The following is a 15,942-nucleotide window of genomic DNA, read 5'->3' as shown; positions in this document are numbered from 1 at the left end:
TGCTTTTAAAATTGCGCTAATTTATCAATTCTCCTCTCATGATTGCTTTCCGAAGCCTTATTTATTTGACGAAATAAATAGCCTTTTCGTATGAAAGCCTCGTACTATCTTTGAACGAATTTTTCTGAGATTATATAACAATAAATTATGGATAAGCAGAGTAAAGACTTTTTGTATGAATACCTCAATAACCCATCACCAACAGGGTTTGAATCTGGTGGGCAACAAATTTGGTTGGATTATATGAAACAATACTCTGACGAGTATATCACCGACATCTATGGTTCGGCGGCGGCAGTGATCAACCCAAAGGCAGAATATAAAGTGGTAATTGAAGCTCATGCAGATGAAATCTCGTGGTTTGTCAATTATATAGATGATAGTGGCTACATATACGTGATCAGAAATGGTGGATCAGACCACCAAATAGCACCATCTAAACGAGTCAATATATTTACCGACAAAGGTATTGTTAAAGGAGTTTTCGGTTGGCCAGCCATTCATGTCAGAAAAGCGAATAACGAAAAGTCTCCATCATTAGACAATATTTTTATTGATGTAGGGTGTGAGTCTAAAGATGAAGTAACAGAATTAGGAATTAAAGTAGGGAACGTTATCACCTTTGATGACGAGTTGATGGATCTGAACGAAAAGTTTCTTTGTGGAAGAGCGTTAGACAATAGAATAGGAGGATTTATGATCGCAGAGGTGGCAAGACGACTGAAAGAAAATGAAGTTGAGTTGCCTTTTGGATTGTATGTGGTCAATGCAGTTCAGGAAGAAATAGGGCTGAGAGGAGCAGAGATGATGGCAGCTAGAATAAAACCTGACGTGGCTATCGTTACAGACGTTTGTCATGATACACATTCACCAATGTACGACAAAAAGAAAAGTGGAGATCAGAAAGCAGGAAAAGGCCCAGTATTGACTTTCGGCCCAGCTGTTCAAAATAATTTACTGAACATGTTAATTGTTGTGGCCGATACTACAGAGAATTCATATCAAAGAGCTGCCACTTCGCGATCTACAGGGACAGATACTGACGCATTTGCATATTCTGGAGACGGTGTAGCGTCAGCTTTGATTTCTTTACCTCTTAAATACATGCATACTACTGTAGAAACAGCACACTACGATGATATTGAAGGGGTCATTAGTTTGATTTATGACTTTTTAGTTCAATTAAAGTCAGGACATGATTTTAGATACATAAAATAGGTAGCTAGATATCCTAATAACTTGATAGGGTTGGTTTCTACTGAGGTAATGACTTTTTATACAAATAAATAGTTAGTTCTACCATATCAGGAATCAACCCTACCATTTAACTACTGATCTATTCCGTACAAGAATCATATCTACCATGTGAGGAATCGATTCTACTAGTATATTAATGGGTTCTACCGTGTGAACAATAACATATTCCACCCAAGAACAAGTTCTACCATGATGACAATGAATTCTACCACGCCAGAATGAGTTCTACCGTACCAGGGGGCGGTTCTACCATGTCAGGAATGAATTATTCCACTAAAAAATCAATTCTACCATCCTATTGATGATTTATTCTAGGTAGAAATCATCAATAGCACAGAATATCAGTCATTAGATGTTCCGATCTATGTTTTACCTTTGCAGACTTCTTTTAAAAGAAATACAATAGTTATATGATTTTGACCACAGAACAGAAGAATCAGGTTTTGAAAGACCTTGCTAGTTTGATCGCTGGTAACAGTGATGATATTATAGCACAAAACAAACTTGATTTGGACAAAGCGGGTGATTTAGACTTGACGCTGGTCGACAGATTGAAGGTTGACGAAAAGAAAGTCCAAGGTATGGTATCAGCAGTCGAAGAAGTGATCGATTTAGAAGATCCTCAAGGCGTAGTATTGAGCCAGTACGATCACCCCAATGGAATGAAGGTTGAAAATCGTGTAGTACCATTCGGTAAAATTCTCATTATCTATGAGTCTCGTCCAGATGTGACGATAGAGGCAGCCATTAGTGCTTTCAAGGCAGGCAATAAGATCATGCTAAAAGGAGGGAAAGAGGCTAGAAACTCTAATCTTTTCTTAGTAAAGCTATGGAAAGAAGCTTTATCTAAAAATGGAATAGCAGAGGACTTTGTTACCTATCTAGATATAGATAGAACGGAGACCCAAAGATTACTTGCCGACAATCCGTATAATCTTGACTTGATTATCCCTAGAGGAGGAGATGGTTTAATTAACTATATACGCACCAATACAGCGGTTCCATTGATTATCAGTGGTAGAGGTAACAACTTTATCTATGTTCATGAAAATGCAGACCTAGACAAAGCATTGAACTTGATTCTGAATGGTAAGAGCCGCCTAAGTGTCTGCAATGCCATAGATAAGGTGTTGTTCAATAAGAATATTGCTGGGCTAGATGAATGGATGGCTAAAGTGATCACTGCGGCTCAGGCAATGGAATTGGTTATACATGGAGATGGAGAGTATTTTTCTCAGTTTAACAATGTGACTTCGATGAAAGAAAAGTCGATGTATGCAGAAGAGTTTTTGTCAGCAGACATTCTCTTTGGAATAGTGGATACGATGGATGAAGCTATTGTTAAAATTAATCAATACTCAGGAGGGCATTCAGGAGTTATCGTTTCTTCAGATAAGGAGTCAGCTGTACAATTTCAAAATGAAGTGGATTGTGCCGCTGTATATCACAACGCTTCTTCAAGGTTTACTGATGGAGGACAATTTGGTTTTGGGGCGGAAATAGCAATCAGTACTCAAAAACTACACTTTAGAGGCCCAGTAGGTTTAGGTCAATTAGTGACTAACAAATGGTTCATATCAGGAGATGGTCAAATCAGATAAGCATAGACCAGGTCTGGTCATCAAAATAGGTACTTCTACACTGACAGCTGGTACGGACAGAATTTCTCGCGGGAAGATAGAAGACATTGCTCGTCAAATTGTCGAGTTGAGAGATGATTATGATATTACTATAGTTTCCTCAGGAGCTATCGCTTTGGCTAAGCAATATGTAAATATCAATCGCTGGGGAAATATGGTTGACTCTAAACAGGCGCTATCGGCAATAGGTCAGCCAAAACTAATGCAAGTATTCAATGAGGTCTTTGGAGATTTTGGTTTACCAGTAGCTCAATGTCTGATGACATACAAGGATTTTGAAAACCCTGAATCAAGAGCTAATACAAAGAACACAATTAACGAGTTGATAGCTCATGGCTACTTTCCTATTATCAATGAAAATGATACTACAGCGGTAGAGGAATTAGTACTAGGAGACAATGATAAATTGTCAGCATTAGTCGCTGCATTAGTTGGAGCCGAAAAGTTAATTATAGCGTCAGATATAGATGGACTTTTCAATAAGAACCCTAAGAAATACAGTGATGCAGAATTGATACCTGAAATTACCGAGCTAGATTCTTTGTCTAATTATATTGAAGAAATCGATAACGGTCTAGGTACAGGAGGGATGACTACCAAAGTAGCGGCTGTACGCATTTGTTTTGAAGCGGGTGTGACCACCTACTTAGTAAATGGAGCCAATCAGTTCTTTATCAGAAAGACTTTGGAAGGAAATATTCCATTCACTAAATTCATTCCAACTTAACAATAAAGGATCAAGTTATTAGTTTTTTGTTCACATGGTAATTAGTTCTACTTTTGTGAAGGTTTTGAGACTTTATTTCATTCAAATGGTTATGGGAGTTATTAAGAAAATTTTTGCGGCAACCATTCTTGTCTTAACATTATCCACTGCTTGGGGACAGGAAAATATTCAAGATCAGTTTAATACTTTCTACGATAAGGAAACGAATACGTGGCAGGAGTATCGCATGATGAAAATGCCGAAATTGAAGGAGTTTTGGGAAGTAGTATCAGATACACTTGCATTGAAAGATCAAAGCATAAAAAGTGGATTGGAGCAAGTAGCTAAGCTTGAGGCAGATGTGAAGTCAAGAGATACTAGAATTGCTGAATTAGAAACACAGCTTACTGAAAGTATGTCCCTAAACGATTCTATTTCCTTCATAGGAATGAATATGAGTAAGATTGCCTACACAATAATAGTATGGAGTATTATAGTAGCTCTAGCGGTGGCTGTGATAGTCGTTTACCTTATGTTCATGAGAAGTAATGTAGTTACTAAAAAAGTTCAAAAAGCATATAATAGTCTTGAAACGGAATATGCCGAGCACAGAGATAGGGCTAGGGAAAGTCAAGTTAAACTCAAAAGAGAGCTTCAAACTGCTCTTAATACATTGCATGAAAATAGAATCAATCTCTGATTGATACAAGAAATATTATTCAAAGAAAGACCACTATTAGGTGGTCTTTTTTGTTTCTATGCCAATAGTCTATCAATTATTAAGGCTAAAATTTACAAATCCATAGCATATACATAACTGTACTGGGACGATCCGGTCTACTTAAATGTCTTCTTTTGCGGTTAAATTGGAAGCTATGAAACTTGTCCTACCTGTATTACTGGAATGCTGTTTCAGACTCCATATAATACAAGTTAACTAGTCAGTAGAATGAGAGTTTTATATCTATTAATTACCCTATATATTTTGATAGGGTGTCAATCAAATAAGTCAGAAAAATTTACTGTTAAGCTAAAAGGGAGTGAATCGATGTTTGGTTCTTTTAAGGCTTTAAAGAATGACTTTGAGAGTATTCAAGATTCAATTAAGTTAGAATTAGAAGGAGGAGGGAGTAAAACAGCATTGCCATCTGTAGCAAACGGTTTAGCTGATATTGGACTATCTTCCTATCCATTTGACGTCAATGATATTCTTGGTAAAGGTCATGGTGTTGATGAGATGATAGTGGCTTATGATGGAATTATAATTATTAACAATGAGAGTAATCCCATAGATCAATTAACTAATGAGCAAATAACAGGCATATATGACGGTACTTATACAGATTGGGGACAAATAGGCGGTAGACCGGGTATTATTAAACCCATTATAAGAGACGAAAATTCAGGGACGCAAAAGTTCTTCAGGGAACATTTTCGACTAGATACGATTCCTGACTATGCTTTGGTAGCGGAAAAGAACAATGAAATAGTTGCTAAAGTCAATGCAGACCCCAATAGCATAGGCTACATTGGTTTTGCCTATGTGACTTTGAATGTCAAAGATGTAAAAGTACCATCTACTAAGTCTATAGATGATTCAATGTTTATTTACCCTTCTACTCGAACAATATCCGAAGGGCATTATCCATTAAAAAGGTCGCTAAGAATATATTTTAAATCAGATAAAAATGACTACGTAAAAGCTTTCTTGTCATATATTAGATCTAATAGAGGTAAAGATATTCTTGACGAGCAAGGTTTGATAGTGGCCTCTTCTATGTATTGAGAGCAATTATTTTGTGGATTTTGTGACTATCCCTACCAGTTCGCACAGTTATTTCAAACGATAGTTAAAACCAAGTCCATACATAGCTCCTATTTGGCTTAAGGTAACATTTCTTAATTGGTCGGTTCTCATAACTCTTCCCTCATTTAGAATATCATTCCCAAAAACATAAGCCGTGAGTTTGCCATCTAGAAAACGTTTTTCTACACGAGCATTTAAAATGAAACGATCGTTATTTACAGCTACTGGTGTAAAGTCATATCCTTGATTTTCTTCCAGACCTAGAGCTGCGTCTAAATCTCTCAAGTCATTTTCTGCCACCATTTCGTATCTTTCAAGTCTGTCGTAGAAATAGTTTAACTCAGAAAAGTGTTTGCTAGCATATATTGTTTGAATATTGAACGTCAAGTGATCACCAAAACTTTGAGTTAACCTAAATCTGAAAATATGCTCTGGCATAAAAGGAGTTGCAGGAGCTTCTTCGGTGTTTTCAATAATATCACTACTAAAATCAGGATTGTCTTGTAACTCCCATTCTGTTGTTTGATAAGTGTAAGAAAATTTATACACGATATCCTCTCTGGGAAATGCTTGAACGCTTAATTCAACTCCTTTATTTACACCTTTCATATAATTTCCATATAAGTAATAGTTTACTTGTTCATTTGGTCTTGTAATAGAGGGTTGGTTCAATTGAGATGCCAATGGATCTCCAGGACTTGCAGAAACTGCATCGCTAATATTGGTATGAAATAGAGTAGCATTTACTTGAGAATGACTGTATAGTTGAGCCTTGAATCCTAATTCCCAAGTTTGAAATTGAGTAGGTGTCGTATTAGAACCATTTTTAACTGCCGTAGTCAAGGTTTGATCTTTTACATTCTGAGTAGTACCATTCAAAAGTGCCTGCCCTTCTTCGCTTTGAATATATGCTTCAGTATTTGATTTTATTGTGCTTTGACCAAGATCACTCGAAATAAAATCATTTGCTGAGTTGACTGCTTCTTCTTGAGATGCTCCTCCATTTCTTGCAGTATTATACGCATCTAAAAATACTAGGTCAGCAACCTGTGTAGCGGTTTGATTGTAGATTTGATCATATATTACTAAGTCATACGTTTCGTCAGACGCTGATTGAAATAAGAACCAGTCAATATTAGTATTATTAAACCCTGGAGTCGTGTATGATTGTGTGAATCCGCCCCAAACCGTAAATCTTTCATTAACTATTCCAGCTACTTTAGCCATTGGGGAGATGTAATATTTATCATTGACTAGAGAGTAGTTTTCTGCTTTTATCCCAGCCGTAAAATTTAATTTACCATCCAGAAGTTTTAGTTTGTCCTGAATGAATGCTCCTTTCAAAGACTCATTTGCTTTAGGGTCTAAATATTGAATTTGATTTGGCGCTACAATATTGTGAATATCAAAGTTGACCAATCTATAATTCGCTCCAAAACTCAGATCATTAAAAGCTCCAATAGAAATATTATCTTGAATTTCAAAGTCATATATCGCATTAGAAATATCCATGCCTCCAGCCAATCTGTAAAAGTCATTTTCAATATTGGTAGAAGCTCTTAAAAAGAAAGAATGCTTATCTGAGAAATTATGATCGTACCTTATATTTCCTACAAATCTTGAGGCGTTGATATCATTTTCATGTTTAATATCTGTTCTTTCAAATAAAAATTCTTTACCTAGAGAATTAGTGTAAGTCGTTTTCTGACGTCCGTTAAAATGAGAGCGAAACGAAATCTTATCCTTGGACGAAATGTTGTAGTTTGCCTTCAATCCAAGACTGTAATACATAGACTTATTAAAGTCCTTGGTAAAAGCAGTTCCATTCTCACCTAATGTTTCATTGTTAGCACCGTCTTCGAACTTACCGGCCAAAGATTCCCAACCTGAAAAGTATCTGTATTTTGTATATCCAGATATTGCAAGTTTATCATTGATTTTACCTCCAGCCCTGATAGTTGCATTGGCATAACCTGGAGTGGCTCCCTCAGCTCTTACATTTATACCATCATATTTATCGGGATCTTTAGTGAAAATGCTTATCACTCCCGTAGCTGAATTGGCACCGTAAATTGTTCCCCCAGAACCACTTATAACTTCAATTCTTTCTATTTCATCTAAAGGGATATCAAAATTGATGAAAGAAAAAGTCTGTCCCATCAACTCTTGTAACGGGGTTCCATCTAAAAGGTATAGAACAGTTTGGGGGTCTGCATTATAAGGCTGAGATACTCGGATTCCTGAATAAACACTATTGTATTCATCTTGGGTACCCCAATATCCGGGTACATCTCGAAGTATTTCATGAAGAGTAGTAGCACCAGACTGTCTAATGTCATCTGAATTTACTACATATATAGCGGAAGCTACATCTTGGAGTCTTTCTGCTTTTTTCGATACAGAAGTGACCTCTATATTCATAAGATCCTCAAGAGACATACTGAGTATGTCATCTTGAGGAAAAAGCTCTTGAGCTATTGCTTGTGGGGGTAATACTAAGTAGCAAAAAGCCAAGACCATTACTTTTAATGATCTTATTGGGTTCATGGTAGTTGGTTTTTTGTGTTGCTATTATTTTATCATATTGCTTTTCCTAATGCTAGTAGTTTTGAACTAGGAACCATTTTTTTAGACTCTATACTACCTTTATTGATAAGGAATCTCAATTTTCCTTGCTCTAAATAGAACCCGATGTCTGCTCCTTGTGGTACTAGCTTACTATTTTCAGTTACTAGAAGTATGCTATTGCCATTAATAGTTGATACATAACTATTTAATTGGCCACTTTGTGCATTGGGTAAGAAGATAATGTTACAGCTTTTTGAATCACTGGCACTACTAATATTTTTCACTTCTAGATTATCCTTACTAGCTGCAAACGTTGACAACTGATTGAAGACATCAGATTTACCCGCTACTCCAACTACTATTTTTGATGGACTTGAAGGCCATTCGATATACTCTGCAAATTTGTATATGAATAGCGCTTTGAATTTACTTTCTTGTGCAGAAGCCGAAAGGCTAACGATTGAAAGAAAGCATATAATAAATAAAGTCTTTCTTGTTTTCATAATTCTCTTATCTAAGAACGTATTCTTTTAAAAATCAGTATAACTACAATTTAAAGTTTTGAACTTCTGTACGTAAAGAAGCTGCTATACCCGTTAGCTGCTCAGACTTCTGATTGTAATTTTCCATACCTGCGGATAATTCACTAGCCGAACTAGCTATTTCTTCAGTACCGGCAGCAGTTTGCTCAGCAATCACTACCACACTTTCGGTAATAGAAACAACTTGATTCATATCAGAGGTCTGTGACTGGGTAGCTGAAACTATTCCTTCACTTAATTCAAGTGTAGTCTTATTAGATAGAGCAATTTCATTGAAAGTGGCAGAAGCAGACTTGGATGCGTTGTCTCCGTCTTGGACACTCTTATTCATGCTTTGCATCATTTGAGTAGCTTGATCAGTATCTGATTTTACACTATCTACTAATTTCTCAATCTCTTGCGCTGAATGTTTAGAATCCTCAGCTAGTTTTCTAATTTCTTCCGCTACGACTGCAAATCCTCTACCTGCATCACCAGCTTGTGCTGCTTCTATAGCTGCATTCAATGCTAGAAGGTTTGTTTGAGATGCTATTTCAGTAATTACACTCAGTACTCTAGTTATTTCAGCAGAACGCAATGCTAAAACTTTGATAGACTCAGTAGTCTTGTCTGTGTAGTCAGATATTTCTTCCATGCTTACTGCAAGGTTGTCAACCATCTGCTTACCTTTTTCACTATTTTCCACACCTACCTGAGCAGCATTCTGAATATTTTTAGCCTTATCACCCATGTCAGCTGAAGACTTCAATATTTTTTCTACTAGGGAAGAAGACTCTTCTACTTTATTTACTTGATTTTGAGCTCCTGAACTCATCTGACTAATAGCGGAAGCAATTTCGCTAGTTGTAGAATTCATTTCTTCACTTGCATTTAACATAGCGACTGAGGAGTCATCAACTGAGTCAGCACTTCGTGCAATCTGTGTTAATAGTTGACTTAGATTATTCGTAGCGATATTCAAGTTGTTTACCAACTCGCCAATTTGACCTTTTGCACTACCGTCGTATTTTTTACTAAGATCCCCATCAGCCATAGCCGTTACAATGTCATTGACTTCTAGAATTGGAACAGCAATAGATTCAAGCATTTCATTGATTGTAATACTTAGACCTTTCCATGCTCCTTCTTTATTCTCAATATTGATTCTAGCATCAAGGTTACCTTCATCACTAGCCATTCTTACCACCTCATTAGTCTCATCTATAACACCTTTCATGTTATTTCTCATTGATAAAAGGGAATGTCCAAGAACGTCATCATCACTCAATGCTTTGAAGATACTATCTAGGTTACCTTTTTCGATATCACTTGCAAATTGTGAAGAAGCACTAAATGCATTAATTAATGTATTGATACCATTACTCATCTGACCAATTTCATCTTTAGCTCTGGTTTCGAGTTTTTCAGGAATCTTACCTATACTAATTTCAGCTATTTTCTCTCTAATTACATTGATTGGTGCTGTTATACTACTAGAGAGGAAAATTGATATTAGAACGGCAATTGCTACGGCGATTAGAGTTAAAAACAAAACAGTTTTCCAAACTGTGTCAAAGGAACCTACGAGGCCTTCTTTTAACTCTTCAGAAAGTATATTCTTTTTCTCAATTTCAGCATCCAGTTTTATAATGATTTCATCAGATGTGGGAATAATACTACTTTCAATTAAGTCCTCACATATGAAAAGTGTCATTGCATCCTCATAAGCAAGTCCATTATTGAGACTCGTCATTATTGTTTGTTGATCATTCAATACGGATTCGAACGAAAGAACAAGACTTTGAATATTTGCGTATTTCTCCACTGAAGCATTTAGAGAGTCTCCAATTGCCATCAATGAGTCTCTGATTTGAGGGAATTTTTTTTCGTGGATAGCTTTTAGCTTTTCTTTATCTTTCTCGTATCTACTTACATATACCCAGTTAGTAGCATAGGTTTTAGCATCTTTTACTAATGTTTTAAACTCATCTAAATTACTCAGGGTAGGATTAACCTGTTCCGAAATTACATTGAGCTTATCAGAGCTATCAAATAGTCTATATATTGTAATAATTCCGATAATTACTGTTACTGCAATTAACAATGAGAAGCTTAAGAAAATTTTCTTACTAATTGAAAGGCTAATCTTATCAGTTGCAATGAATTTTTTAAAATCCATGTTTTTGGTTTTTGATGTAAACATTATCGACCCGAACTCTTTAATGGGCCAGATATATCACTAGTGCAAAGTTTCTATCCTTTAAGTTGGGAAACAATAAGCATCTCACCGAAAAATTCAATAGGGTTTATTCCTAAAGACTACGTAGTTTTTATCCGATAGACGAATTCACAATAAAGTCTAAGGTAAGCCTTGATGTGCTTTTGTTAAAATGCTGCTTGTTGTCTCAATTTAGATGTCAATATAATAAATATACTCGAACGTCCAGAAGCTTTTGCTTTGTATTGCTGTATTCAATATCATACTTAGAATCATTCATAATCATCAATGTTGAAGTTAATCTAGAAAGAGCATATAGTTGCTAACTATTGGCCTAAAAAAACAGATTTTCTTTCGTTTTTATTAATAGTGAAATATACATTTTTTGTACAGCACAGTTACTTTGTTTGAGTATTAGAAGTCAATATAAATTGCTAAACAGTAGGACTATTGATTCTAGTGACTCGAATTGATAATTAACTAATTATGCTATTTTTTATAGGTGTAGTGGATTCAAATAATACTTTCTTGAAACAAGTAATGTTAACTTTTAAATTAAAGGAATTGTGGTTCAAATAATGAATTCATAACTAATCTGGAAAATCTATTAGGGCTTCCAGTTTATTGATTGTTCTGATTGTAATTTATTCTAACCTTTATTCAGTAGAAATTCCAGCATATCTTAAATGATCCCAATATTCGGGATAAGATTTTACAACTACTTCAGGTTCATTGATAATTACTGGCAATTGAGTGCAAAGTGGTGCTAAAGCCATTGCCATTCTATGGTCATCATAAGTGTCAAATGTCACACCCATAGTTTGGTCTATTGATGGAGCTGGAGTCAATTCCCATACACCTTTAGTCGTTTCTTCTAATTTAGCTCCTATTTTACCAAGTTCTGTAGCCATAGCAGCAGTACGATCAGACTCTTTAATTCTTAAACTTTCAAGTCCTGTCATTTTAAGAGATACACCTTTGGCTGCGGCACATGCGAAGACTGTTTGAGCTAGATCAGGACATGACTTGAAATCTATATCCAAATGAGATTTTTGATCACATTTCGTGAGAGTCACTACGTCTCCATTAAAAGTAGATTTGACACCTAATCCTTCCATGATTTTTACAATTGCACTATCACCTTGATTAGAGACTTCCCTTAAGCCTTTTAACTTGATTGATGCTGTGTTTGCTAAAGCAGCAAAACTATACCAATAACTAGCTCCTGACCAATCGGATTCAATAGTATAGCTATTAGCAGCATATTCTTGTGATGCTACAGATATTATTTTGCCTTCAAAACAGCTTTCTACACCGAAGTGTTTCATTAAATTCAATGTCATCTCTATGTATGGACGACTATAAATTTCACCTTCTAAATTAATTTTTAGCCCTTTGGGTAAAGTAGGGGCAATCATTAATAAAGCAGATATATACTGACTACTAATATTACCAGGAATTGTGAGTTCGTCAACTTTCTGCTCACTAAAAGGTTTGAATTCAAGAGGGGGATAACCTTCTTCTCCTACATACTTTACGTTTGCGCCTAGTTCATTCAAAGCTTCTACTAAGATTTTTATAGGTCTTTGACACATTCTTGGAGTACCGGTAATTCTTCTTTCTTTGTTACTAGTGGCTAGATACGCAGTCATAAATCTCATTACCGTACCTGCATCCAAAACATCTAATTCATAATCATCAGAATTGAGAAGAGTAGTCATGGTTTGAGTGTCTCTGGCAGAAGATAGATTACTTAATTCTGCTTTATTACCTCCCAAGATTTTAATTAGTAGGGCTCGGTTACTCTCACTTTTTGATGAGGTTAATGGTACTTCTAGCGAAACAGAGTTGGTTTTTGCAAGTGAAATCGATGTACTCATGATCTAATAATCTTGTAAAGTCTAATTGGACGGCAATATTAAAAGGATTCCTTGAGATAATGGTGTTTGTTCAGTTTGAGTTGATGGAAGAAATCTAGATTATGCAGAATTCGGAAGTTTTTTGGCAGGATTCGAAAGTCTTATATCGTCAATTTTGAATTTCGGTATGGAATTTGGTTCCTAATGTTTCAACTGAATTTATGATACGTCGTAAAGTAATCTACATTAACTATGAAAGATATGATTCAAGGAAAAAGAAAAAAGAGAAGTAGTTTAATTACAAAATTAACAGTGGGTGCAGCGCTAGGTACGGCTGCTTTCCTGTTTTTGAAAAGCGATAGACCCAATGCTAAAAATAGCAAGCAACAGGCTATTAAAATTCAAAAGGAAAAGATGTTTATTTAGATATCTTTTGATTGAAATAAAATAAGCTATCTACCATATCAGCTGTCGATACGGGAATGTTTACAGTGCATTCCCCGATTGATTTCAATAAACTGAACTGCACAATTCCCCCTTCATTTTTTTTGTCTTGGAGTGTCAATTTCAGAATATCATCAAACAGTGAAGATTCTATCACTTTCGGTTGATAAACCTCTATTAGGTAGTCAGAAATTTCTTCTAAGTCTTCTTTGGATAATCCTGTTAGTTTCTTCGAAAGATAAGCTTCACAAATCATTCCTACAGCTATAGCTTCTCCATGTAATAATTTTTCCTTTGGCTTTTCTAGGAAATATGATTCTACAGCGTGACCTATTGTGTGCCCATAGTTTAGTATTTTTCTTATACCTGATTCGAAGGGATCTTCAGTGACCACTTTCTTTTTAATCTCAATAGACTCTGACACAAGTTCGGTCAAATCAGCATTATACGGATTGATTGTTTTTACCTTTTCGAAATATGGTTTGTCGTAAATTAAACCATGTTTGATAACCTCTGCAAAACCAGACCGTAATTCATTTTTAGGTAAAGATTCGAAAAAATCAGAGTGAATTAATACGGTCTTTGGTTCTTTAAAAAAACCAATGTGATTCTTAAAACCATGAAAGTCAACACCTAGTTTTCCTCCAACACTTGCATCGACTTGGGAAAGAAGAGTGGTAGGTATATTAATAAAATCAAAACCACGTTTGTATGCACTCGCTGCAAACCCTCCCATATCACCTATTACACCTCCTCCAAGATTAATCAACAGAGCTTTTCTGTCAAAACTTGCTTCGGTCATTGCCATCCAGATGTCTTCGCACGTACCTAGATGTTTATTCTCTTCTCCACTTTTAATAGTAATTAAGTAATGCTCAGGAAGTACGTCAATCACTTTCGGTAAGCAGTGCTTTTGGGTGTTTTCATCAACTAAAACCGCTATTTTACTATATTTTTTATCGCTTAAGTAGTTACTAATACTTTGCTTTATATCTCTAGTGATTTCAGTACTGTGGTTTTGCATAGTTTTCAATTTGAGATGCAAAAGTATATGGGCGTTTTAAAATTTGTTGATAAAGCCCTTGAAAGTTTCAGTAACCCATATCTTTAGCTTGCGTAGTATTGGATCATGCAAAGAACAACCGTATTTATTCTTTTTTTAATTTTTTATGCCTTTTTGGATTATTACATCTTTCAGGCGGTTAAAGTAGTTACCCAAAATTGGTCTAGTTCCACTCGGACATTGGTTCATTCTATATATTGGATACTTACCTTTATCACTTATCTGTCAATTGTTTTTTGGAGATCAGTAGATTCTGATAATGCACTACTGAAGACAATTATGTTCAGTTCTGTTGCTTTGAATTTCTTGGGTAAGTTCTTTGCTGGTATTGTACTTTTTAGTGAGGATATTTATAGAGCGGGTAAATATTTGTATGCAGGGGTCTTTCAAAATGGAGGGGGCGCATCGGCAGAAGGTATGAGTCGTTCAGAGTTTATTTCGAAAACAGCTTTGGCTGTTGGGACCATACCTGCTGCTACATTAAGTTTTGGTGTGATATCTGGAGCATATGATTACAGGGTTAGAAAACGTGAAGTGAAAATAGCAAATCTTCCCAGAGCTTTTGACGGAGTCAGGATTGCACAGCTTTCAGATATTCATAGTGGAAGTTTTTTTAATAAAACAGCTGTAAAAGGAGGAGTAGAGATGATGTTGGCAGAAAAGCCAGATCTTTTTCTTTTTACTGGAGATTTAGTGAATAACGAGTCTAAAGAAGTAAAAGATTATTTAGAGATTTTCGAAAAAGCAAAGGCACCCTTGGGAAGTTTTTCTGTACTTGGGAATCACGATTATGGAGATTATAAACAATGGACTTCATTAGAAGCCAAACAACAAAACCTTAAAGATCTTATTCAATCCCATAAAAATATGGGGTGGGATATTTTGATGAATGAGCATAGGTATTTGGAAGTAGACGGTGAGCGACTTGCTATTGTAGGTGTTGAAAATTGGGGTGATCGTGGTTTTGCTAAATATGGAAAATTAAAAGAAGCCATGCATAATGTAGAGGCAGATGCTAAAATATTGTTGTCTCATGATCCAAGTCACTGGGATGCTCAAATCAGACCTAATTTTTCCGATATTGATTTAACCTTATCAGGTCATACTCATGGGATGCAATTTGGGGTTGAAATAGGTGATTTTAGATGGAGTCCATCACAGTATATTTACAAACAATGGGCAGACCTGTACACTGAAGGAAATCAGAATTTGTATGTTAATAGAGGCTTCGGTTTCTTAGGATACCCTGGCCGAATTGGAATACTTCCTGAAATAACTATACTTGAATTAAAGAAAGCTTAGTTATCAGTGATGAAAATTTACACTAAAACGGGAGACAATGGTACGACAGGTCTACTTGGGGGCGATCGCCTTTCCAAGTCAGATATTCAAATTGAAGCTTATGGTACTATAGACGAGTTAAATAGTCACTTTGGACTTGTCGCAGATTTTGAAGTAAACAAATTCAATAGAGATTTTCATACTAAGATTCAGAGTGTATTATTTGATATCGGTTCACATCTTGCTAAAAGTGAAGAGTTTGATAGTAAAGATTTGCCAAATATTGATGAGAAAGTCATTTCACAACTTGAAGATAGAATGGACTCGATGACCAGCGAGTTGTCAGAACTAAAAACTTTTATTCTTCCCTCAGGACATGTAGAGATTTCTCATACTCATATTGCTCGTACAGTTTGTAGACGGGCAGAAAGAAGAGTAGTAGCATTAGCAGAGGAAATAGATGTTTTAGAAATAATACAGAAATTTCTAAACCGTCTATCAGATTATTTATTCATCCTGTCTAGATGGATGAGTAAACAACTAAAAGTTGTAGAAATTCCATGGGGTTCCTGAGAATA

General features: G+C 35.7%; 13 protein-coding genes. 8 read left to right on the top strand and 5 right to left on the bottom strand.

What is annotated here, in order from left to right:
- The first annotated feature begins 147 nt into the window (after positions 1-147).
- The 5 genes from DKG80_RS14755 (at position 148) to DKG80_RS14735 (ending at position 5,389) form a co-directional block, all read left to right on the top strand.
- Positions 148-1,218, top strand: coding sequence for a M42 family metallopeptidase (locus tag DKG80_RS14755; protein ID WP_109832135.1), 1,071 nt, complete (start codon positions 148-150; stop codon positions 1,216-1,218).
- A 449-nt stretch (positions 1,219-1,667) separates the two neighbouring features.
- On the top strand, positions 1,668-2,858 hold the full coding sequence (locus tag DKG80_RS14750; protein ID WP_109832134.1) for a glutamate-5-semialdehyde dehydrogenase: 1,191 nt from the start codon (positions 1,668-1,670) through the stop codon (positions 2,856-2,858).
- Positions 2,842-3,624: a glutamate 5-kinase gene (gene proB, locus DKG80_RS14745; protein WP_109832133.1), complete on the top strand. Its 783-nt coding sequence runs from the start codon at positions 2,842-2,844 to the stop codon at positions 3,622-3,624. Before DKG80_RS14750 ends, proB begins: the two co-directional genes overlap by 17 nt.
- A 34-nt stretch (positions 3,625-3,658) precedes the next feature.
- Complete coding sequence (locus tag DKG80_RS14740) at positions 3,659-4,303, top strand: hypothetical protein (RefSeq protein ID WP_109832132.1); 645 nt, start codon at positions 3,659-3,661, stop codon at positions 4,301-4,303.
- Positions 4,304-4,552: 249 nt separating this feature from the next.
- Positions 4,553-5,389 (top strand): PstS family phosphate ABC transporter substrate-binding protein, encoded by an 837-nt coding sequence (locus DKG80_RS14735; RefSeq protein ID WP_109832131.1) that lies wholly within the window; start codon positions 4,553-4,555, stop codon positions 5,387-5,389.
- Positions 5,390-5,437: 48 nt separating this feature from the next.
- On the opposite strand, the gene DKG80_RS14730 is transcribed toward DKG80_RS14735, so the two are convergent.
- The 4 genes from DKG80_RS14730 to DKG80_RS14715 form a co-directional block, all read right to left on the bottom strand.
- Complete coding sequence (locus DKG80_RS14730; RefSeq protein ID WP_109832130.1) at positions 5,438-7,957, bottom strand: TonB-dependent receptor plug domain-containing protein; 2,520 nt, start codon at positions 7,955-7,957, stop codon at positions 5,438-5,440.
- Between the two features lie 32 nt (positions 7,958-7,989).
- Positions 7,990-8,481, bottom strand: a complete 492-nt coding sequence (locus tag DKG80_RS14725; protein ID WP_109832129.1) for a YfiR family protein — start codon at positions 8,479-8,481, stop codon at positions 7,990-7,992.
- Positions 8,482-8,524: 43 nt separating this feature from the next.
- Complete coding sequence (locus tag DKG80_RS14720) at positions 8,525-10,678, bottom strand: methyl-accepting chemotaxis protein (RefSeq protein ID WP_162555907.1); 2,154 nt, start codon at positions 10,676-10,678, stop codon at positions 8,525-8,527.
- 695 nt (positions 10,679-11,373) lie between these two features.
- On the bottom strand, positions 11,374-12,597 hold the full coding sequence (locus DKG80_RS14715) for a 3-phosphoshikimate 1-carboxyvinyltransferase (protein WP_109832127.1): 1,224 nt from the start codon (positions 12,595-12,597) through the stop codon (positions 11,374-11,376).
- A 231-nt stretch (positions 12,598-12,828) separates the two neighbouring features.
- Here DKG80_RS14715 and DKG80_RS21185 point away from each other — a divergent pair, with 231 nt between their 5' ends.
- Positions 12,829-13,002, top strand: coding sequence for a hypothetical protein (locus tag DKG80_RS21185; RefSeq protein ID WP_162555906.1), 174 nt, complete (start codon positions 12,829-12,831; stop codon positions 13,000-13,002).
- Here the strand turns inward: DKG80_RS21185 and aroB are convergent.
- Complete coding sequence (gene aroB, locus DKG80_RS14710) at positions 12,995-14,044, bottom strand: 3-dehydroquinate synthase (protein WP_109832126.1); 1,050 nt, start codon at positions 14,042-14,044, stop codon at positions 12,995-12,997. The two genes, DKG80_RS21185 and aroB, sit on opposite strands and share 8 nt — an antisense overlap.
- Before the next feature lie 105 nt (positions 14,045-14,149).
- Here aroB and DKG80_RS14705 point away from each other — a divergent pair, with 105 nt between their 5' ends.
- Positions 14,150-15,385 carry a metallophosphoesterase gene (locus tag DKG80_RS14705; RefSeq protein ID WP_109832125.1) on the top strand — a complete coding sequence of 412 codons (1,236 nt, stop codon included), beginning with the start codon at positions 14,150-14,152 and terminating at the stop codon, positions 15,383-15,385.
- Positions 15,386-15,394: 9 nt separating this feature from the next.
- Positions 15,395-15,937: a cob(I)yrinic acid a,c-diamide adenosyltransferase gene (locus DKG80_RS14700; protein ID WP_109832124.1), complete on the top strand. Its 543-nt coding sequence runs from the start codon at positions 15,395-15,397 to the stop codon at positions 15,935-15,937.
- The last annotated feature ends 5 nt before the right edge of the window (positions 15,938-15,942 follow it).

The organism is Reichenbachiella versicolor (assembly GCF_003171675.1).
GTDB classification, from domain to species: Bacteria; Bacteroidota; Bacteroidia; order Cytophagales; family Cyclobacteriaceae; genus Reichenbachiella; species Reichenbachiella versicolor.
Note: the sequence above shows the minus strand (reverse complement) of the source record. Positions and strands in the feature narration are given on the sequence as shown.